This is a genomic window from Streptomyces sp. NPDC007095, assembly GCF_040634475.1.
Taxonomy (GTDB): Bacteria; Actinomycetota; Actinomycetes; order Streptomycetales; family Streptomycetaceae; genus Streptomyces.
Genome location: NZ_JBEYFS010000142.1, coordinates 1 through 18,863 on the forward strand (window position 1 = coordinate 1; position 18,863 = coordinate 18,863).

At 71.3% G+C, this 18,863-nt stretch carries 17 protein-coding genes; 10 read left to right on the plus strand and 7 right to left on the minus strand.

Annotation, left to right across the window (positions count from 1 at the left end):
* Window positions 1–319: 319 nt before the first annotated feature.
* The 3 genes from ABZ656_RS37155 to ABZ656_RS37165 all read left to right on the plus strand — a co-directional run bounded on the left by ABZ656_RS37155 (window position 320) and on the right by ABZ656_RS37165 (window position 4,184).
* Window positions 320–1,513, plus strand: coding sequence for an acyl-CoA dehydrogenase family protein (locus ABZ656_RS37155; protein WP_360274109.1), 1,194 nt, complete (start codon window positions 320–322; stop codon window positions 1,511–1,513).
* A gap of 419 nt (window positions 1,514–1,932) precedes the next feature.
* On the plus strand, window positions 1,933–3,060 hold the full coding sequence (locus ABZ656_RS37160; RefSeq protein ID WP_360274112.1) for a hypothetical protein: 1,128 nt from the start codon (window positions 1,933–1,935) through the stop codon (window positions 3,058–3,060).
* A gap of 11 nt (window positions 3,061–3,071) precedes the next feature.
* Window positions 3,072–4,184 (plus strand): phosphotransferase family protein, encoded by a 1,113-nt coding sequence (locus tag ABZ656_RS37165; RefSeq protein WP_360274115.1) that lies wholly within the window; start codon window positions 3,072–3,074, stop codon window positions 4,182–4,184.
* Between the two features lie 13 nt (window positions 4,185–4,197).
* On the opposite strand, the gene ABZ656_RS37170 is transcribed toward ABZ656_RS37165, so the two are convergent.
* Window positions 4,198–4,635: a hypothetical protein gene (locus ABZ656_RS37170; RefSeq protein WP_101406336.1), complete on the minus strand. Its 438-nt coding sequence runs from the start codon at window positions 4,633–4,635 to the stop codon at window positions 4,198–4,200.
* Window positions 4,636–4,902: 267 nt separating this feature from the next.
* On the opposite strand from ABZ656_RS37170, the gene ABZ656_RS37175 reads away from it, so the two are divergent.
* From ABZ656_RS37175 to fxsA, 4 genes are all read left to right on the plus strand, one after another.
* Window positions 4,903–5,343 (plus strand): Lrp/AsnC family transcriptional regulator, encoded by a 441-nt coding sequence (locus ABZ656_RS37175; RefSeq protein WP_067366187.1) that lies wholly within the window; start codon window positions 4,903–4,905, stop codon window positions 5,341–5,343.
* 47 nt (window positions 5,344–5,390) lie between these two features.
* Window positions 5,391–7,007 (plus strand): amidohydrolase, encoded by a 1,617-nt coding sequence (locus ABZ656_RS37180; RefSeq protein ID WP_360274119.1) that lies wholly within the window; start codon window positions 5,391–5,393, stop codon window positions 7,005–7,007.
* A gap of 539 nt (window positions 7,008–7,546) precedes the next feature.
* Window positions 7,547–8,341, plus strand: coding sequence for a polyprenol monophosphomannose synthase (locus ABZ656_RS37185; RefSeq protein WP_101406338.1), 795 nt, complete (start codon window positions 7,547–7,549; stop codon window positions 8,339–8,341).
* A gap of 133 nt (window positions 8,342–8,474) precedes the next feature.
* Window positions 8,475–9,044 carry an FxsA family membrane protein gene (gene fxsA, locus ABZ656_RS37190; RefSeq protein ID WP_360274123.1) on the plus strand — a complete coding sequence of 190 codons (570 nt, stop codon included), beginning with the start codon at window positions 8,475–8,477 and terminating at the stop codon, window positions 9,042–9,044.
* 216 nt (window positions 9,045–9,260) lie between these two features.
* Here the strand turns inward: fxsA and ABZ656_RS37195 are convergent, their stop codons facing one another.
* The 4 genes from ABZ656_RS37195 to ABZ656_RS37210 form a co-directional block, all read right to left on the minus strand.
* On the minus strand, window positions 9,261–9,635 hold the full coding sequence (locus ABZ656_RS37195; protein WP_003977404.1) for an RNA polymerase-binding protein RbpA: 375 nt from the start codon (window positions 9,633–9,635) through the stop codon (window positions 9,261–9,263).
* Between the two features lie 255 nt (window positions 9,636–9,890).
* A complete protein-coding gene (locus tag ABZ656_RS37200) occupies window positions 9,891–11,240 on the minus strand; it encodes an MFS transporter (protein ID WP_360274126.1) in 1,350 nt (449 codons plus the stop codon).
* A 42-nt stretch (window positions 11,241–11,282) separates the two neighbouring features.
* The gene (locus tag ABZ656_RS37205) at window positions 11,283–12,050 is read right to left on the minus strand and encodes a glycerophosphodiester phosphodiesterase (RefSeq protein WP_101406341.1); all 768 of its coding nucleotides are present in this window, start codon (window positions 12,048–12,050) and stop codon (window positions 11,283–11,285) included.
* Window positions 12,047–12,736, minus strand: coding sequence for a hypothetical protein (locus ABZ656_RS37210; RefSeq protein ID WP_360274129.1), 690 nt, complete (start codon window positions 12,734–12,736; stop codon window positions 12,047–12,049). The genes ABZ656_RS37205 and ABZ656_RS37210 overlap by 4 nt, the downstream gene beginning before the upstream one ends.
* Before the next feature lie 125 nt (window positions 12,737–12,861).
* On the opposite strand from ABZ656_RS37210, the gene ABZ656_RS37215 reads away from it, so the two are divergent.
* Window positions 12,862–14,361: a PLP-dependent aminotransferase family protein gene (locus ABZ656_RS37215; protein ID WP_101408283.1), complete on the plus strand. Its 1,500-nt coding sequence runs from the start codon at window positions 12,862–12,864 to the stop codon at window positions 14,359–14,361.
* Between the two features lie 131 nt (window positions 14,362–14,492).
* Here ABZ656_RS37215 and ABZ656_RS37220 read toward each other — a convergent pair whose 3' ends face one another.
* Both ABZ656_RS37220 and ABZ656_RS37225 read right to left on the minus strand, forming a co-directional pair.
* Window positions 14,493–16,052 carry a hypothetical protein gene (locus ABZ656_RS37220; RefSeq protein WP_101406342.1) on the minus strand — a complete coding sequence of 520 codons (1,560 nt, stop codon included), beginning with the start codon at window positions 16,050–16,052 and terminating at the stop codon, window positions 14,493–14,495.
* Window positions 16,053–16,089: 37 nt separating this feature from the next.
* Window positions 16,090–16,284 carry a hypothetical protein gene (locus ABZ656_RS37225; protein WP_054236250.1) on the minus strand — a complete coding sequence of 65 codons (195 nt, stop codon included), beginning with the start codon at window positions 16,282–16,284 and terminating at the stop codon, window positions 16,090–16,092.
* 359 nt (window positions 16,285–16,643) lie between these two features.
* On the opposite strand from ABZ656_RS37225, the gene ABZ656_RS37230 reads away from it, so the two are divergent.
* Together ABZ656_RS37230 and ABZ656_RS37235 are read left to right on the plus strand one after the other, a co-directional pair.
* On the plus strand, window positions 16,644–17,036 hold the full coding sequence (locus ABZ656_RS37230) for an ankyrin repeat domain-containing protein (RefSeq protein WP_067366209.1): 393 nt from the start codon (window positions 16,644–16,646) through the stop codon (window positions 17,034–17,036).
* 300 nt (window positions 17,037–17,336) lie between these two features.
* Window positions 17,337–18,755 (plus strand): hypothetical protein, encoded by a 1,419-nt coding sequence (locus ABZ656_RS37235; protein ID WP_101408285.1) that lies wholly within the window; start codon window positions 17,337–17,339, stop codon window positions 18,753–18,755.
* Window positions 18,756–18,863 lie beyond the last annotated feature (108 nt).

Here is an 18,863-nt window from a genome sequence, read left to right on the forward strand (position 1 = left end):
GAGGCGTGCTGGGACCTGCGCGTGCCGTTTGGCATGAACGCGGTGAGGCGTTGACGGAACAGTAGGAGGACTAGACCAGTGCGTCAATGGTTCGGACCAATTGGGCGGAGCGGTCGGATCGGTTCCCCTTTCTTCTGGTAAGCGGTCGTTAACTGGTGACTCGGTGCCCCCGAGCGGGCATACTCACAGCGCCACAGCCGCTGATCAGGCCGTTCTCCACCCAGGAACGGCAGCATCGGCTGGGCCGTGAGACCCGGCGCCGCCGCCCCACCCCTGGCGCGCGTGCGCCGATGCGCCCGACAGGGAGGAGAGCGTCGCCATGACCGACCGCGCCCCGCAGCCGGTGGACCGTCAACTGCCCACGGATGATGCCCGGGATCTGATCTCCCTCGTCCGTGACATCGCGCAGCGCGAGATAGCCCCGAAGGCGGCCGAGGAGGAGGACGCCGGACGCTTCCCGCGCGAGATCTTCGGCCTGCTCTCCGATTCCGGCCTGCTCGGACTGCCGTACGACTCCGAGTACGGCGGCGGTGACCAGCCGTACGAGGTCTACCTCCAGGTCCTCGAAGAGCTCGCCATGGCCCGCCTCACCGTCGGCCTGGGCGTCAGCGTGCACACCCTCTCCTGCCATGCACTGGCGAACTACGGCACCAAGGAGCAGCGGGCCGAGCACCTGCCCGCGATGCTCGATGGCGGCCTCCTGGGGGCCTACTGCCTGTCTGAGCCGTCCTCCGGCTCGGACGCCGCCTCCCTGCGGACGAAGGCCGTCCGGGAGGGCGGGGGAGAAGCCGGGAGCGGGGGAGAGTGGGCGATCACGGGCACCAAGGCCTGGATCACGCACGGCGGCGTCGCCGACTTCTACACCGTGCTCGCCCGCAGCGGCGGCGCGGGCCCGCGCGGCATCACCGCGTTCCTGGTGCCCGGCCACGCCGAGGGGCTGAGCGCCGCCCCGCCCGAGAAGAAGATGGGCATGAAGGGCTCGCCCACCTCCCAGGTCCACTTCGACGGCGTACGGGTGTCCGACGGCCGGCGCATCGGCGACGAGGGGCAGGGCTTCGCGATCGCCCTCGCCGCGCTCGACTCCGGCCGGCTCGGCATCGCGGCCTGCGCCATCGGCGTCGCCCAGGCGGCCCTCGACGAGGCCCTCGCGTACGCGACCGGGCGCGAGCAGTTCGGCCGGCCGATCTCCGACTTCCAGGGCCTGCGCTTCATGCTCGCGGACATGGCGACGCAGATCGAGGCGGGCCGGGCGCTCTACCTGGCCGCGGCACGGCTGCGCGACGCGGGGCGGCCCTTCGCCAAACAGGCCGCCATGGCGAAGCTGCTGTGCACGGACACGGCGATGAAGGTCACCACGGACGCCGTCCAGGTGCTCGGCGGGTACGGCTGTACCGCGGACTTCCCGGTCGAGCGCTATATGCGCGAGGCCAAGGTCCTCCAGATCGTCGAGGGCACCAATCAGATCCAGCGGATGGTCATCGCCCGTCACCTCGCGGGGCCGGAGTCACACTGAACTGCCCGTAGCCGTAGAGGACCGGCGGCGCCACCAGCCGGACCCACTCCGGGTCGTGGCGCCCCGGCAGCGTACGGCCGCGCTCGGCCCAGGCGCGGATCAGCGCGCGGTAGATGGGGGGATCCTGGGGCGGCGGCGCGGCGGCTGCCGGCCGAACCGATTCTGCCGGAGCCGGGACGAAGATCCGGCGAGGCCGCTCGGTCGCCGCGTATGTGGGGGTCATACCGGGGCAACGCGCGGGTGAGCGGCCAGGTCACCCGTCCGCGTAATCGAGCGTGGGTTCGCGGTGGGCCCCTACGGGGGCCACGACGTGCGGGTGTCTGGCCCCGGACCGTCATCTGACGTACCGTCAATTGGCGCCGCCGGGGGCCGCACCCTTCCGGGGGACGTCAACCGCCATGCCCTCAGGGAGGCTTGCCGTGCCCGACGACCGCCCCGTTGCCCTCGACGAGTACCCCGTCCACCAGGTGCCCCTGTCCATGAGGCACCTCGCGACCGGGGACCGGAACGCCTACGACCGCTGCATCTTCCATGTCTTCGACCACCAGGGCCGGGCGCTGCTGATCCTGGGGCTCGGCGTCTATCCGAACGTCGGGGTCGTCGACGCGTACGCCACCCTGCGACTCGGTGACCGCCTGCACGCCGTGCGCGCCTCGGACGCGCTCGGGGACGACCGGATGCGCCTCGCCGTCGGCCCGCTGCGCATCCTCGTCGAGCGCCCCCTGCGGACCTTCGTGCTGAGCTGCGCGGCCGATCCCGCCGACCCGGAGGGACTGTCGTACGAGATCACCTGGACGGCGGACTTCCCGGCCCTGTGGGAGCCGCACCACCTCCAGCGGCGCGGCGGCCGGCTCACGCTGGAGGGCAAACGCTTCGTGCAGGCGGGGCACTGCGAGGGCTGGATCCGGATCGGCGGCGAGGAGATGCGCCTGGAGCGCGGCCGCTGGAGCGGCACCCGCGACCGCAGCTGGGGCGTGCGCCCGATCCCGGGGGAGGAGGGCGGCCGGCTCGCGGGGGAGAACCCGACGGAGGGCTTCCACTGGCTGTGGTGCCCGGTCCGGTTCGAGGACCGGTTCCTGATGGTCGTCGTCCAGGAGGACGCCGACGGCTATCGGACGCTGAACGACGCGACGCTCGTACGCAACGGGGAGCGCGACCTGCAACTCGGCTGGCCCCAGGCCGACATCACCTATCGCTCCGGCAGCCGCCACCCCACCTCCGCCGTCATCCATCTCACCCGCCCGGTGGACCGCAAGCCCATGGAGCTGGACGTGGAGGTGCTCACCTCCTCCCCGCTCGCCGTCGGCGCCGGCTATCCGCCCGCCGACGACTGGCAGCACGGCACCTGGGTCGGGCGTGACTGGACCGACCGCCGCGCCTACGACCTCTCCGACCCGGCCGCGCACCCCCGCGCCGCATACGGGGTGACCGACCACGCGGCCCGCTGCACGCTGGACGGGCAGGTCGGCCACGGGATCTTCGAACACGGCTCGTTCGGCCGCCACGATCCGAGCGGCTTCGCAGGCTTCGACTCGGTGGCGACCTGAGGGGGAACGAGATGGCCACGGCACCGCGCCCGCGCACGACCACCCGCGACCCGGAGGAACTGGGCCGCCGGCTGACCGCCTGGCTCACCGCCCGCCTCCCGGACGCCAAGGCGGTCAACATCACTGTCCCCGAGTCCAACGGCATGTCCAGCGAGACCCTGCTCTTCGACATCGAGCATCCCGAACCGCCGCTGCCCGCATGCGCGTTGAGGCTGGCGGCGGACCCGGCTGCGTACACCGTCTTCCCCGTCTACGACATGCCCCGCCAGTACCGCACGATGAGACTGGTCGCCGAGCGCACCGATCTCCCCGTACCGCGGGTGCTGTGGCTGGAGGAGGACCCCGGCCCGCTCGGCGCGCCGTTCTTCGTCATGGAACAGGTCGAGGGGCGCGTGCCGCCGGACGTCATGCCCTATACGTACGAGGGGAACTGGCTGCACGCGGCGAGCGACCAGGAACGCGAACGGCTGGAGGCGGCCTCCGTGGGTCTCCTCGCCCGGCTGCACGACCAGGTCCCGCCGCCGGAAGCCGGCTTCCTGACCCTCCCGGGTGAGGGCAGTCCGCTCCGTCGTCATGTCGAGGCCCAACGCGTCTACTACGACTGGGTGATTGACGGGCTGTCACGCTCACCTCTGATAGAGAGCGCGTTCGACCGGCTCGACGAGCTGTGGCCGCGCGACGAGGGCGAGGCGGTGCTCAACTGGGGCGACGCGCGCATCGGGAACGTCGTCTACGACGGGTTCGCACCCGCGGCCGTCCTCGACTGGGAGATGGCGGCCCTGGCCCCGCGCGAGGCCGACCTCGGCTGGACGGTCTACCTGCACCGCTTCTTCCAGGACCTGACGGAGAGCTTCGGCCAGCGTGGACTGCCCGACTTCCTGCGCCGTGACCGCGTCGAGCGGCGCTATGCCGAACTCACCGGCCACACACCCCGGGACATGGACTTCTACACGCTGTACGCGGCACTGCGGCACGCGATCGTCATGCTCCGCGTCGCCTACCGCCAGGTGTACTTCGGCGAGGTCGCCGTACCGCCGGACCCGGACACACTGATCCTGCACCACGGCAGCCTGCGAGCCATGGTGCAGGGCAGTTACTGGGAGGGACCGGCGGCCGGTCGCTGAACGCGAGGGCCGGTCAGGCGGCCTGACGGCGCATCTCGGGGACCCGCATCGGGCGCGAAGCCGGGCCGCCGACGTGCGAGAACGGCTGCGTCCGCCAGTCGAGTCCCTGAGGGAGCGTCAGCAGAAGGGCGGTGTCCTGCTCCTGAGGCTCCACCGACTCGTCGGCGGGACGGGCGTCGCCCGCCGCACGGCCCGTGCCGGCGCAGACCGTCAGCCCGAACGGGTTCCACGGCGAGGCGCACAGCGCGTGCTCGGGCAGGCTCTCCTCGTCCGCGAGGAGCGCGATGGGCTGGGCACAGTCCGGGCAGATCACCCGGTACATCTCGAAGGTGTCGTAGGCGTCGAACTCCTCACCGTCGACGGCGTCGGGTTCGACGCCCTCCGGCTCGGGTTCGACGACCAGCTTGGGCCGCCTGGATGTGGGACGACCAGGGCGCTTAAGACTCTGCATGGGATTCTCCCCCTCGGGTGGGCCGACAAGGCGCTGCGGCCTCGACCACAGCAAGCATTTCCCGTCCCGTCTCTGCGGTAATCACGAGAACATCACGGACCCGGTTGCGGCACTGTGTCGTTCGTCACATGCCGCCCGCAGGTGCCCGGCGCGGTGGATTTGTCCACCAGGCGGTTCACAGTCAGCACTCTGCCACATCACAAAGCGGGTATGACCTGCGCCGCTGAGGTATCCGACGAGATCACGGGCCCTGTAGGTTCTTGCGTCATGGAGGAGCTGGACCGACAGATCGTGCAGCTGCTCGTCGCAGACGGGCGGATGAGTTACACAGACCTGGGCAAGGCCACGGGCCTGTCCACGTCCGCCGTGCACCAGCGGGTGCGCCGGCTCGAACAGCGCGGTGTCATCCGTGGCTATGCCGCGGTCGTGGACCCCGAGGCCGTCGGGCTGCCCATGACCGCGTTCATCTCGGTGAAGCCGTTCGATCCGAGCGCCCCTGACGACATCGCGGAACGCCTCGCCGGCGTGCCCGAGATCGAGGCCTGCCACAGTGTCGCGGGCGACGAGAACTACATCCTGAAGGTACGGGTCTCGACCCCGCACGAACTGGAGGAGCTCCTCGCCCGCCTGCGCACCCTGGCAGGCGTGTCGACCCGCACGACCGTGGTGCTGTCGACGCCGTACGAGGCGCGCCCGCCCCGCATCTGACCCACCCGGGGGCCGACCGCACACCGGCAGGCGCGAGACTGTTCCCCATGAGTGAGAGCACCGCCACGTCGGACACCGTGCTGTTGCGCGGTGGAGAAGTCCACAGTCCCGCCGATCCCTTCGCCACCGCGATGGTCGTCGAACGCGGACAGATCGCCTGGGTCGGCTCGGAAGGCGCGGCCGACGCCTTCGCCGACGGGGTCGCCGAGGTCGTGGACCTGGAAGGCGCGCTGGTCACCCCGGCGTTCACCGACGCCCACGTCCACACCACCTCCACCGGGCTCGCGCTCACCGGCCTCGACCTGTCCGGCGCGCCCTCCCTGGACGCCGCCCTCGCCCTCGTAGGCGAGTTCGCCGCCGCCCGCCCCGCCGACCGGGTACTGCTCGGCCACGGCTGGGACGCGGCCCGCTGGCCCGGCGGCCGCCCCCCGACACGCGCCGAACTCGACGAGGCGGCGGGCGGCCGCCCGCTCTACCTCTCCCGCATCGACGTGCACTCCGCCGTGGTCACCACCGCGCTCCTGGACATGGTCCCGGGGGTCACCGCACGAGCGGGGTACGCCGCAGACGGCCCCCTGGCCCGGGACGCCCACCACGCCGTGCGCGCCGCCGCGCTCGGCGCCGTCACGCCGGCCCACCGCACCGAGGCCCAGCGCGCCGCGCTCGCCCACGCCGCCTCGCTCGGCATCGGATCCGTGCACGAGTGCGCGGGCCCGGAGATCTCCTCCGAGGACGACTTCACCGGACTGCTGCGCCTCGCCGCCGAGGAAGCCGGCCCCCGGGTCGTCGGCTACTGGGCCGAACAGGATGTCGAAAAGGCCCGGGCGCTGGGCGCGCTCGGCGCCGCGGGCGACCTCTTCGTCGACGGGTCCCTGGGTTCGTACACCGCCTGCCTGCACCAGCCGTACGCCGACGCCGACCACACCGGCACCGCCTACCTGGACGCCGCCGCCGTCTGCGCGCATGTGGTCGCCTGCACCGAGGTGGGCCTCCAGGCGGGCTTCCACGCCATCGGGGACGCCGCCGTGACCGCCGTGGTCGAGGGAGTCCGCGCAGCCGCCGAGAAGGTCGGCCTGGCCCGTGTGCGCGCCGCCCGGCACCGCGTCGAGCATGCCGAGATGCTCACCCCGGAGACCATCGTCGGCTTCGCCGAGCTCGGCCTCACCGCCTCCGTGCAGCCCGCCTTCGACGCGCTGTGGGGCGGCGAGGACGGCATGTACGCCCAGCGCCTGGGCGCCGAGCGGGCCCGCGCCCTCAACCCGTTCGCGGCCCTGCTGCGCACCGGCGTGCCGCTGGCCTTCGGTTCCGACAGCCCCGTCACCCCCCTCGACCCGTGGGGCACCGTGCGCGCCGCCGCGTTCCACCGCACGCCGGAGCACCGGGTCTCCGTGCGCGCCGCGTTCACGGCGCATACGCGCGGCGGGTGGCGGGCGATCGGACGGGACGACGCGGGAGTCCTGGTGCCGGGCGCGCCCGCCGACTACGCCGTGTGGCGCACCGAGGAACTGGTCGTGCAGGCCCCCGACGACAGGGTCGCCCGCTGGTCGACCGACCCTCGTTCGGGTACTCCTGGACTGCCCGATCTGAGCCCCGGCGGCGACCTGCCGGTGTGCCTGCGCACGGTCGTCGGCGGGCGGACGGTCTTCGTACGGCCGGGCGAGTGATCTCCCGGGGTGGCGCTGCGGTGATCATCCGCCGCCGCCCTGTCGCGCGACCTGCGCATCCTCCGCGCTGACCAGGCAATTGAGGGAAAACCAGCAGGTCAGACGAGTGTTGACAGCTGGCCTCGGGGGGCCGGTAGGTTCGGCCGCGTCCACCACCGGACGTCCGACCGGAGAACTTCCACGCAGTCGCCGGAGCGCCGCTGGGTCAGGGGTGGTGTGCCGCACCGGCGCATCACCACTGGGAGCCAGGCTCAGCGCCAGTGCGGCGGCGAGGGAACGTTCATGCCTGTCGGAAGGGTGTGACCCGGGTGGGGCCCGGACGTCCAGTAGACAACGGCTTTCGGTCGACCCGCAGCCAGCGGGTCCCAGGTCGGCCCGAAGGGCGCCGGGCCCCGATCCGCAGTACGGTGCTCCGGCGCGGCGGGCTCTCTCTTACCCGGCTCTTGCCGAATCGACACCCCCGTACTAACGCGCCGACGCGTCAGTGCAGGCTGCGGCCACTATGGTGGACCCCTGCGTACGGACTTGAAGGGGCAGTAGTGAACGACGGCGACGGGACCCTCGCGGCAGGAGCCAAGGGGAGGCAGTTCGGCCCGCTCGGCACGGCCTTGGTGATCATTCCGACCTACAACGAGGCGGAGAACATCAAGAAGATCGTCGGCCGGGTACGAGCCTCGGTGCCCGATGCACACGTTCTCGTGGCGGACGACAACAGCCCGGACGGCACGGGCAAGCTCGCCGACGAGCTGGCCGCCGAGGACGACCATGTCCAGGTGCTGCACCGCAAGGGCAAGGAAGGCCTGGGCGCCGCGTATCTCGCGGGCTTCGCCTGGGGCATGGAGCACGGCTACGGCGTCCTCGTGGAGATGGACGCGGACGGCTCGCACCAGCCCGAGGAACTGCCCCGGCTGCTGACCGCGCTCAAGGGCGCCGACCTCGTGCTGGGGTCGCGCTGGGTGCCGGGCGGGCGGGTCGTGAACTGGCCCAAGTCCCGCGAGTTCATCTCGCGCGGCGGCAGCATGTACTCCCGGCTCATGCTCGACGTGCCGATCCGGGACGTCACCGGAGGCTTCCGCGCATTCCGCCGCGAGACGCTCGAAGGTCTCGGACTCGGTGAAGTCGCGTCCCAGGGGTACTGCTTTCAGGTGGACCTGGCCCGGCGCGCGGTCAAGTCCGGTTTCCACGTCGTCGAGGTGCCCATCACCTTCGTCGAGCGCGAGCTCGGCGACTCCAAGATGAGCCGCGACATCCTCGTGGAGGCGCTGTGGCGGGTCACCACGTGGGGCGTGGGGGAGCGGGTCGGCCGGATCACCGGGCGGAAGCACAGGTCGTAGAAGCACTCTGTGGCGTGGGGGGGCGGCCCGGGTGGGCCCGCCTCCCACTCGCACTCCGCCCTCACTTCACTCCACGGCTACGGCTGATCATCCGCTTATCCCATACTGAGCTGTGCCCAGGCACACTGGGTGCATGACGACTGGCGCACCGACTCCCACATACCCCGCGCGGCCGCGGCGATCCCGGCTGCGCACCTACCTGCCGCTCGGCATCGCCGTCTGGCTGGTGCTGGAGATCTGGCTCCTGACCGTGGTCGCGGGCGCGGCGAGCGGTTTCGCGGTCTTCCTGCTGCTGGTCGCCGGTTTCGTCCTCGGTTCCGTGGTCATCAAGCGGGCCGGCCGCCGTGCCTTCCGCAACCTCACTGAGACGCTGCAACAGCAGCAGAGCGGGGTGGCCCCCACGAGCGGGGGCGGCGAAGGCAACGGGCTGATGATGCTCGGCGGTCTGCTCCTGATGATCCCCGGGCTCATCTCCGACGCGCTGGGCCTGCTCCTGCTGATCCCGCCCGTCCAGAAGGCCCTGAGCCGTTACGCCGAGCGCACCATCGACCGCAAGATCCGCGAGGCCTCGCCAGGCAGCGTCGGTGACGCCTTCCAGCAGGCCCGCATCCATCGCCCCGACGGCAAGGTCGTCCAGGGCGAGGTCATCAGGGAAGAGAACCCGACGGCGGACCCGGGCCCGCGTCCGCCACTGAACCGCTGACGCTGACGCTGACCTCGGCCGTGGCCGGCTAATCGGGTGCGGGTGAGCGGGGGCTGGTCGCGCAGTTCCCCGTGCCCCTGAAGAGGCGCGATGACCTGCGCCGGTCCTTATCCACCGCACCGCCACGCGCACAACGCACAGAGCCGCGGGCCCCGTACAACTTTCGTACGGCGCTCGCGGCTGAGTGCGTGGTATGCCGCCCAGCCCCCGGAGGGGTTACGCGGACTTGCGGCTGTCCCGCGGATGCACCGCGATGTTCATCGCGCCGGAGCGCAGAACGGCCAGGCGCTCCTCGAGGACCTCTTCGAGCTCCTCTCGGGTGCGCCGCTCCATCAGCATGTCCCAATGCGTACGCGCGGGCTTGGCCTTCTTTTCCTCAGGGCCGTCGCCGTCCACCAGGAGTGCCTGGGCCCCGCAGACCTTGCACTCCCACTCCGGCGGAATCTCCGCCTCGACCGAGAAGGGCATCTCAAACCGATGCCCCTTCTCGCATGCGTACTCCACGGCCTGGCGCGGGGCCAGGTCGATGCCGCGGTCCGTCTCGTAGCTGGTCACCACGAGGCGCGTGCCGCGAAGAGCTCGCTCACTCATGAATCGTGCCTCCCGGGCTTGTCGCCCACAGGACAGGTGTCGCTGTCGTCGTCATCCGGTCAACGTCCGGTCGGCGGTAAAGATTCCCGTTCCGGGTCATGCGTCGCCGTCGTAGCCGCCCCTTGTTGTACCCACCGGCGCCCGGTTTGTCACATCTGGCAGCAGATGTCACCCAACGCTTCAGTATCTTTGACGCGCAGTAACGGTACGCCTGGCAGGCCAAACGCGTACACTACCGGCCTTTGGCCTCAGGTGCTAAATCCTGTCCGGTACGGGATTACCCGCGTCGTGCACGGCCTGCCGCACCGGAACCCTCGCCAGCAGCACGAATCCGATGACGAAGAAGGCCACGAGCGAGATGATCGCGTCCCGATAACTTCCCGTCAGCTGGTAGGTCAAACCGAACAGAAGCGGGCCGAGCCAGCTCATCCCCCGGTCGCTCATCTCGTACGCGGAGAAGTACTCGGCCTCCTTCCCGCTCGGAATCAGATGGGAGAACAGCGAGCGCGAGAGTGCCTGGCTGCCGCCCAGGACCAGGCCGATCCCGGCGGCCAGGACGAAGAACCAGACGGGTGCGCCCGCCGGCAGGAAGTACCCGGCGCCCAGCGTCACCGTCCAGGCGACGAGCGAGCCGAGGATCGTGCGCTTCGCGCCGTACGTCCGTGCGAGCCGTCCCATCCCCAGGGCGCCCCCGACCGCGAGCACCTGCACCAGCAGCACGGCGACGATCAGGGTGGACTGGCTCAGGCCCAGCTCCTCCGATCCGTACAACGACGCCTGCGAGATGACCGTCTGGATGCCGTCGTTGTAGACGAGGTAGGCGAACAGGAAGGCGAGGGTGAGCGGTTTGCCCCGCATGTCGCGAACGGTGGCCGACAGCTGCCGCCATCCGTGTCCCGACACCTGACCCGCGGATGCCGTGGGCCGGTCCCGCAGCCGCTTCAGCGGCACGAGGGTGAAGGCGCCCCACCAGATGCCCGCCGAGGCCAGACAGATGCGGACGGCCGTCGACTCGGAGACACCGAAGGAGTCGTGGGCCGAGTACAGGACCAGGTTCACGACCAGCATGAGCGAGCCCGCCGCGTAGCCGAAGGCCCAGCCGCGGGACGAGACCGCGTCACGCTCCTCGGGCGGGGCGATCTGCGGCAGGTAGGAGTTGTACAGCACCATCGACACGGCCACCGAGGCGTTGGCGACGATCAGCAGCAGACCGCCGAGCAGATAGCGGTCGCCGTCCAGGAAGAACATGCCCGTGGTGGCCGTGGCGCCGAGATAGGCGCAGAGCGCGAGCAGGCCCTTCTTGCGGCCGGTGCGGTCGGCGGCCGCGCCCGCCATCGGCATCACGAAGATCGACAGAATGACGGACGCCGAGACCGCGTAGGCGAAGAAGGAGCCGGCGCGGACCGGGATGCCCAGCGGATGTACGAAGCCGTCCGCGTCCGCCGCGTGCTTGGCGACGGACGTGAGATAGGGGCCCAGGAACACGGTGAGCACGCTCGTCGAGTAGACGGAGCACGCCCAGTCGTAGAAGTACCAGCCGCGCTGCTCGCGCCGCCGTTCGGTGACCTCGTCGGCCGCCTGTGCCCGCACGGTTTCGGTGCCCACCCGTGCCCCTCGCTTCCCGCTGAACGGACCGCGCGAGAGGGCTCAGACCCAGGTGCCCCGGTCCTCCAGGACCCTGCGCAGCGTGTCGATGTGATCGGTCATGATGCCATCGACGCCCAGGTCCAGGAGCCGGTGCATCCGATCGGGTTCGTTGACCGTCCACACGTGGACCTGCAGGCCGCGCGCGTGGGCGGCGCGCACGAAGCGCCGGTCGACCACCGGCACGCCCGACTGGGACTCGGGCACCTGGGCGGCGATCGCCGAGTCGCGCAGCGCGGCCGGGATGCCGTACGAGCGCAGCCGCAGCCCCAGGACACCCTTGGTGCCGTACGAGGTCGCCAGACGAGGTCCGGCCAGACGCTGGGCGCGGAAGACCCGCGCCTCGGAGAACGAGCCGACGCAGACGCGGTCCCAGGCGTCGAGGCGGCCGATGAGGTTCAGCAGGGGGTGGAGGGCGGGCTCGGCCTTGACGTCGACGTTCCAACGGACGTCGGGGAAGGTTTCGAGGAGCTCCTCGAAGAGAGGGACCGGTTCCTCGCCCGCCACGCGCGCGTGGCGCACGTCCTCCCAGGGGAGGTCCGCGATCCGGCCCGCGCCGTCCGTCACCCGGTCCAGGGTCACGTCGTGGAAGGCGACGAGCTTGCCGTCCGACGTCGCGTGCACATCCGTCTCGATGTAGCGGTAGCCCGTCTCCACCGCGCGGCGGAACTGGGCGACGGTGTTCTCCAGGCCGTCCGCCGCACCGCCCCGGTGGGCGAAGGGGATCGGGCCGGGGTGGTCGAGGTACGGGTGGCGTATGCGCGGGCTCACCCTGGAAGTATCGCTCGCTCCGGTTGACCGGCGGCAACGACGGTGCTGCCGCCCGGTGCCGGGCGGACGGCGAACACGCGCAGGAAGAGCTGGGCGAGCGGCCCGATCGCCACGGCGTACAGCACCGTGCCGATGCCGACCGTGCCGCCGAGCGCGAATCCGGTCGCGACGACCGCCACCTCCAGGACCGTGCGCACCAGCCGTACCGAGCGCCCCGTACGCCGGTGCAGGCCCGTCATCAGACCGTCACGGGGACCCGGACCGAAGCTGGCCGAGATGTAGAGGCCCGTCGCCACGCCGTTCAGCACGATGCCCGCCACGAGCAGCGGTATCCGTACGGCCAGGGTGTGGGCGTCCGGCACCAGGGCGAGGGTGCCGTCCATGGCGATACCGACCACGAACACGTTGGAGACCGTGCCGAGGCCCGGGCGCTGGCGCAGCGGGATCCACAGGAGCAGCACCGCCGCGCCCACGAAGATCGACACCACGCCGATCGTCAGACCGGTCAGCTCGGCGAGCCCCTGGTGCAGCACGTTCCAGGGCTCCAGACCGAGGCCCGACTCCACCAGCAGGGCCGAACTCGCGCCGTACAGCGCGAGGCCCACGTACAGCTGGGCGAGGCGACGAGGAAGCCGTCGCCCGGATCCCTTGCGCTCCAGGTGTGGGGAGTCGGCGTGTGTGGACAAGATGTGCCCCCTGTGGTGATGGCCCGTGATGACCCGCGGTGGTGATGGTGGCCTGGCTCGTGACATTCTGTGGCCTGAAGGAAGGCGCCATCCAAGGCCAATCCGAGGAAGGTGGACTGGGAATCATGACGCAGTGGACTTCGGCGATGGGCGCCGCGCAGCTCGCCCGGCTGCTCAACTCCCAGCAGGAGCGCCCCGCGGGGCCCGGCACCCGCCGTCCGCCCGCCTATCGCGCGCTCGCCGACGGCATCCGGCTGCTCGTCCTCGAAGGCCGGGTTCCGGTCGCCGCGCGGCTGCCCGCCGAGCGGGAGCTCGCGCTGTCCCTCTCCGTCAGCCGTACGACGGTCGCCGCGGCCTACGAGGCGCTGCGCGGCGAAGGGTTCCTGGAGTCCCGCAGGGGAGCGGGCAGTTGGACCGCCGTCCCCGCCGGGAACCCGCTGCCCGCGCGCGGCCTCGAACCGCTGCCGCCCGAGGCCCTCGGCTCCATGATCGACCTCGGCTGCGCGTCACTCCCCGCGCCGGAGCCCTGGCTCACCCGTGCCGTGCAGGGCGCCCTGGAGGAGCTGCCACCGTACGCGCACACGCACGGCGACTATCCGGCGGGGCTTCCCGCGCTGCGCGCGATGATCGCCGAGGGGTACACCGCGCGCGGCATTCCGACCATGCCCGAGCAGATCATGGTGACGACCGGCGCGATGGGCGCGATCGACGCCATCTGTCATCTCTTCGCCGGGCGCGGCGAACGCATCGCCGTCGAGTCCCCCTCTTACGCCAACATCCTCCAGCTGATGCGGGAGGCGGGCGCCCGGCTCGTCCCCGTCGCGATGGCCGAAGGGCTCGCCGGATGGGACGTGGAGCGCTGGCGCCAGGTCCTGCGGGACGCCGCGCCCCGGCTCGCGTACGTCGTCGCCGACTTCCACAACCCGACGGGAGCCCTCGCGGACGAGGACCAGCGGCGCCGCCTGGTGGACGCTGCGCGGTCCGCGGGGACCGTACTGGTGGTCGACGAAACGATGAGCGAGCTGTATTTGGAGGAGGGGCTGTCGATGCCGCGCCCCGTCTGCGGCTTCGACCCCTCCGGGTCCACGGTCATCACCGTGGGGTCGGCCAGCAAGGCGTTCTGGGCGGGGATGCGGATCGGGTGGGTCCGTGCGGCCCCCGATGTCATCCGCAGTCTCGTCGCCGCGCGCGCGTACGCCGACCTCGGAACGCCGGTGCTGGAGCAGCTGGCCGTGAACTGGCTGTTCAGCACCGGGGGGTGGGAGCGGGCCGTGGAGATCCGGCGTGCGCAGGCCCGGGAGAACCGGGACGCGCTCGTCGCCGCCGTGCGCCGTGAGCTGCCCGACTGGGAGTTCACCGTTCCGCAGGGCGGGCTGACGCTGTGGGTGCGCACCGGCGGGCTGTCCGGCTCGCGGATCGCCGAGGCGGGCGAACGGGTGGGGGTCCGGGTGCCCTCCGGGCCGCGGTTCGGGGTCGACGGCGCCTTCGAAGGGTATGTGCGGCTGCCGTTCACCGTGGGGGGTGCGGTGGCCGAGGAGGCGGCGGTCCGGTTGGCCGCGGCGGCGCACTTGGTGAAAACGGGCGCGACCGGGGGCAACGAAGCGCCCCGCACGTTCGTGGCCTAGCAGCCGACCGGACCCCGGGTGGGTTCGTCGGCTGTGGGCCGGTGGGGGCCGGTGCCGCCGCCCAGGGGCGCGGGGAACTGCGCGACCAGCCCCACTCACCCGCAGCCGAGCTCCACAACCAGGGAGCCCGCTCAGCCCTCCGCCACCGCGGCCTCGACAGGGATCGGGTCCGCCTCCGCCGGAGTCGTGCGTTCCGGCAGCAGGTCGAGGACGGCGCGTCGGTGGGTCTCGCTGGTGGCGTCGTCATAGGGGTCCGGCGTAGCCGGAACCTGGAGACGCAGGACCGGACCCGCGCCCAGCCGGGCGTACCCGCGGCCGGGCGGCACATCCCGCGTGGGAGTGGTGTGCGGCGGCGCGCCGAGGACGGCTTCCAGCTGGACCGGAGACGCCGGGCCGAGGACCACGCGCGCGCGGGTGTGCTGGTGCACGGCCTCGCTGAGCGCCTCGAGATCCTCGAACTGCTCGGCGATGACGACCGTGACGCCCGCCGCGCGTCCGTGCCGGAGCGGGACCTGAAGGAGTGCCTGGGGATCGTTTCGGCCGCCGGCGGCGGCGAAGTGGCCGAGCGCGCTCGGCCGGTCGAGCAGGATCCACAGGGGGTTCTTGGTGTCGTCGGGGGCGGGGTGCCCCGCCTGCCGCGCACGGTTGGCGGAGATCAGCCGCCGCTCCGTCTCGTTGGCGGCCCACTCCAGACTCGCGAGCGCCCCGGCGAGGCCGGACTCGACGGCGAGGACGCCGGCCCGGCCGGTCAGGCACGCGTACTCGCCGGTGCCGCCGCCCTCGACGATGACGACATCGCCGTACTGAAGGGCCTGGAGCGCGATGGAACGCACGAGTGTGGTCGTGCCGCTGCCTGGATCGCCGGCGATCAGCAGATGCGGCTCGGTGGAGCGGATGCCGGTGCGCCAGACGACCGGGGGAACGTCGCGCTGTTCCTCACCGTAGGTGAGGGGGAGGGTGCGCTGGACGTCGGCCGGGTCGGTGAAGCCGAGGACCGTCTCGCCGGGTGAGGTGACGAATCGCTGGGCGGCGATGTCGGTGGGGAGCGGCGGGAGGACGGTGACGGTGAGCTCGTTGCCCTCCTCGTCCCAGTCGAAGTGGTACTCGCGACCGCGGCCCGACTTGGCGTGCAGAAGCTGCTCGATCCGGGCCCGGGACTCCGCCTCGCCGTCCGTGAAGTACGCCGGGTAGCGGATGAGCAGCCGGGACACGCGCCCGTCGTCGTCGAAGTCGTGCGTGGGGAAGGCCTTCTCCCAGTCGCCGCCGTGGGCGTACAGAGGGGCCGGGTCCTCGGCCACGGAGAAGTACGGGACGAGGGCGTCGTACAACGACCGGAGTCGTTTGATCTGGTCTTCGTCGGGGCCCGTGGGCTCCGACGAGACCGGCTGACGGCCCGTCCACGCTGCCGCCGCCATCAGGGTGATGGCGGCGAGCAGCGGTCCGTACGGCACCAGCGCCACGACCAGGATCACCGAGGCCACCAGGAACAGCAGCGGCCCGCGCCGGTCCTTGGGGGTGGCGGCCCACTTGCGCCCGCCTGCGGCTGCCAGCCGGCGCAGTCCACGGGTGACCGTGATCAGTGGATGGAGGACGTCGGTGGCGCTGTCGGCTGCCGTTCGGGCCAGCTCCCGGCTTCGGGCGATCTGTGCGCTGCCGTTGCTGAGGATGCGGGGGAGAGGGCGCCGGGCCACTGCTGTCTCCTGAAGGTGCGCGCGATGGGCAGGGACGTCAGAACTTGATCCCGCCGAGGAGGCTCGCCAGGCTCTCCCCGCCTGCCTTGATGCTCGGCGCGATGGCCGTGCTGGCGAGGTAGAAACCGAAGAGCGAGGACACCATGGCGTGCGACGCCTTGAGTCCGTCCTTGCGGAAGAAGAGAAAGACGATGATGCCGAGCAGGACGACGCCTGAGATGGACAGAATCATTTGTGCTCTCCTGGTTCGTGGGGACAGTCACCATGAGTACTTCCAGGATCACAGGATGTATCCATACGATAAAAGGTGCAACTGAGTGAATTTCGTCTGATTTCATCCAGTCGGCGGAGCCGTTCCGGACCCCCTGGGCAGGTCTGTTGCTCTCTGTCGGCTCTTGTGCGGCTTGTGGTGATCTTTGCCTCGGTCGGCGCCCGTCATGTGCCGTCGAAGCCAGTACGCTGGCGAATCACCCGTACGGCTGCACACATCGCTGTCGTACGGACCTGCGCATGACAGCCCACCCGCTGTCGTACGCTCCCGCAGTCCCCATGACGTAGCCGTCGTTGTCCTTGTGAGAGGTGGTCCGGCCGATGAGTGAAGCCCCCGACCCCGAAGTCGTGGAGCTGGCGACCAAGATCTTCGATCTGGCGCGCCGAGGGGAGACCGAGGCGCTCGTGGCGTACGTCGACGCGGGTGTTCCGGCCAACCTCACCAACGACCGCGGTGACTCGCTGGTGATGCTCGCCGCCTACCACGGCCACGCCGAGGCGGTGCGCGCCCTGCTGGAGCGCGGCGCCGAGGCCGACCGGATCAACGACCGCGGCCAGACCCCCCTCGCGGGGGCCGTCTTCAAGGGCGAGGCGGCGGTCATCCGCGCGCTTCTGGACGGCGGCGCCGACCCGGCCGCGGGCACCCCCTCGGCCGTCGACACCGCCCGGATGTTCGGCAAGACCGAACTCCTCGAATTGTTCGGCGCGCGCTGATCCGCCCGCACTGACCAGCTACAACACCGAAAACGGGGGAGGCGGTACGGGGCCGCCGGAAATACGGTCGCGGCAAGAAGAACTGCCGAGTCATCATGACGTCGTGATTCACGGACGCGATGGCTGGGCAGGTGTTGCCGCACCGCGCGGGCCGTGACGCGGCCCGTATGGGCCACCGACGAGAGGCAGAGGAAGATGGTCTACAGCAAGCAAGAAACGGCGGGCGCTCCGACGTGTTGTCACGCGGCCAGGTAATGCAGGATCCCGGTTGCGTCGACGCTTGATGTGAGGCTGTTTCCCATGTTCGATCCGGTCATAGCGCCCAGCGGTACGCTGCTCGGCCTGCTCCAGAGGGGCCGCGGCGACGGCACGCTGCACGCGCTCACCGCACCGCGCGCCGAAGCGCTCGCGGCACTGAACCACTGTGTGCTGCGCGACCCCCGCCACGACTGGCAGGTGGAGAACCGCTCCCTGTACTACGCCCGTCTCTACCTCGATCTGAGCGGTGAGCTCGACGAGATCGAGCGGCACCTCTTCGACGCCGAGGACATCCTCGACGACTGCGAGTCACGCACGGGGCTCGCCCTCGCGGTCCTCGGCCACCTCGCCTCGTACGGCAGGCGGGACGCCCTGGAACTGCTGCGCAGGTACGCCGCCTCGGGCACGAACTGGGCCTGGGCCCTGGACGAGCTGGCCCTGCGCGACGACGACGCGGGTCTGCGTGCCCTCGCCGTGCCCGTCCTCGCCCGCTTCCCGGCCGATCCGGAGGGCGAGGCCGCGCTCGTCGCCCAAGTGCGCGACGCCTTCGAGCCCCGGCCCTGGCGGCTGTGGGCGGACGACTCCCGCGAATCCATCGCCGCGCGTGTGCGGGCCGCCCAGGAACAGGGCTCCTTCGACCGATGGCAACGGCAACTGCGCCCCACCGGACCACGTCCGGGGTGGAGCGTGCGGGCCGTGTTCGAGTGGGCCCAGCAGGGCCTCGACCGCGGAGCCGCACTCCATGTGCCGGCCGCGCGCTGCCTCACGGCCGTCGCGGGCCCCGAGGACCGGCCCGAGATTCTCCAAGCCGCCCGGGACGGCGGCGACGGAGCCCGCTGCACCGCCTTGCGCTACCTCGCCGACAGCAACGATCCGGACGCTCTCGATCTGATCGAGGCCGCCGCGACCGGCGGCACGGCGACCGTCGGGGAGGCCGCCGTCGACGCGTTCGAACGTATGCGCAGTGTCGCCGCCGTCGACCGGGCCCGACGGTGGGCCGGGCGGCCCGATGCCCTCGGCGCCGCCGCGGGACGGATGCTCGCCTGCCGGGGCGGCACCAAGGACAGCGAACTGGTGCTGGGCGCCCTGCGTGAGGCCGTACGCGGCGAAGGCCCCGACGCACCCACACTCTGGACCCTCGTCGACGGAGCCGGACGTCTCGGCATCGTCTGCGCCGCACCCGTACTGCGCCATGTCTACCGGGAGACGGCGTCGTCCCATCTGCGCGGGCGAGCCGCCCGCGCCCTCGCCGCCACCGACCCCTCCTTCCCCGCCGGCTTCGCCGTCGAGTGCCTGTGGGACTGCGAGGAGTCGACCCGCGAGGTGGCCGCTCGACACGCCGAAACCGGTGACGCGCGCGTGGTCGATCAGTTGCGGCGGCTGGCGTCGGATCCGGCCGAAGAAGCGGAAGTACAGACGGCCGTACGCAGCCGGATCGGGCCCGACGCACCGGCGGTATGAACACGAAGTGACTCGCGGGTCAGGAGGATGTGGCCGCGCGCCGACCTGGAAAGGCGTGCAGTACAACGCTCACGGGGCGTTCCTCGGCAGGAAAGATCCACGTTGACG

Coding starts and splice junctions, on each gene's coding strand:
- ABZ656_RS37155 (WP_360274109.1), top strand. CDS start 320: ATGACCGACCGCGCCCCGCAGCCGGTGGACCGTCAACTGCCCACGGAT.
- ABZ656_RS37165 (WP_360274115.1), top strand. CDS start 3,072: ATGGCCACGGCACCGCGCCCGCGCACGACCACCCGCGACCCGGAGGAA.
- ABZ656_RS37170 (WP_101406336.1), bottom strand. CDS start 4,635: ATGCAGAGTCTTAAGCGCCCTGGTCGTCCCACATCCAGGCGGCCCAAG.
- ABZ656_RS37175 (WP_067366187.1), top strand. CDS start 4,903: ATGGAGGAGCTGGACCGACAGATCGTGCAGCTGCTCGTCGCAGACGGG.
- ABZ656_RS37180 (WP_360274119.1), top strand. CDS start 5,391: ATGAGTGAGAGCACCGCCACGTCGGACACCGTGCTGTTGCGCGGTGGA.
- fxsA (WP_360274123.1), top strand. CDS start 8,475: ATGACGACTGGCGCACCGACTCCCACATACCCCGCGCGGCCGCGGCGA.
- ABZ656_RS37195 (WP_003977404.1), bottom strand. CDS start 9,635: ATGAGTGAGCGAGCTCTTCGCGGCACGCGCCTCGTGGTGACCAGCTAC.
- ABZ656_RS37215 (WP_101408283.1), top strand. CDS start 12,862: ATGACGCAGTGGACTTCGGCGATGGGCGCCGCGCAGCTCGCCCGGCTG.
- ABZ656_RS37225 (WP_054236250.1), bottom strand. CDS start 16,284: ATGATTCTGTCCATCTCAGGCGTCGTCCTGCTCGGCATCATCGTCTTT.
- ABZ656_RS37230 (WP_067366209.1), top strand. CDS start 16,644: ATGAGTGAAGCCCCCGACCCCGAAGTCGTGGAGCTGGCGACCAAGATC.
- ABZ656_RS37235 (WP_101408285.1), top strand. CDS start 17,337: ATGTTCGATCCGGTCATAGCGCCCAGCGGTACGCTGCTCGGCCTGCTC.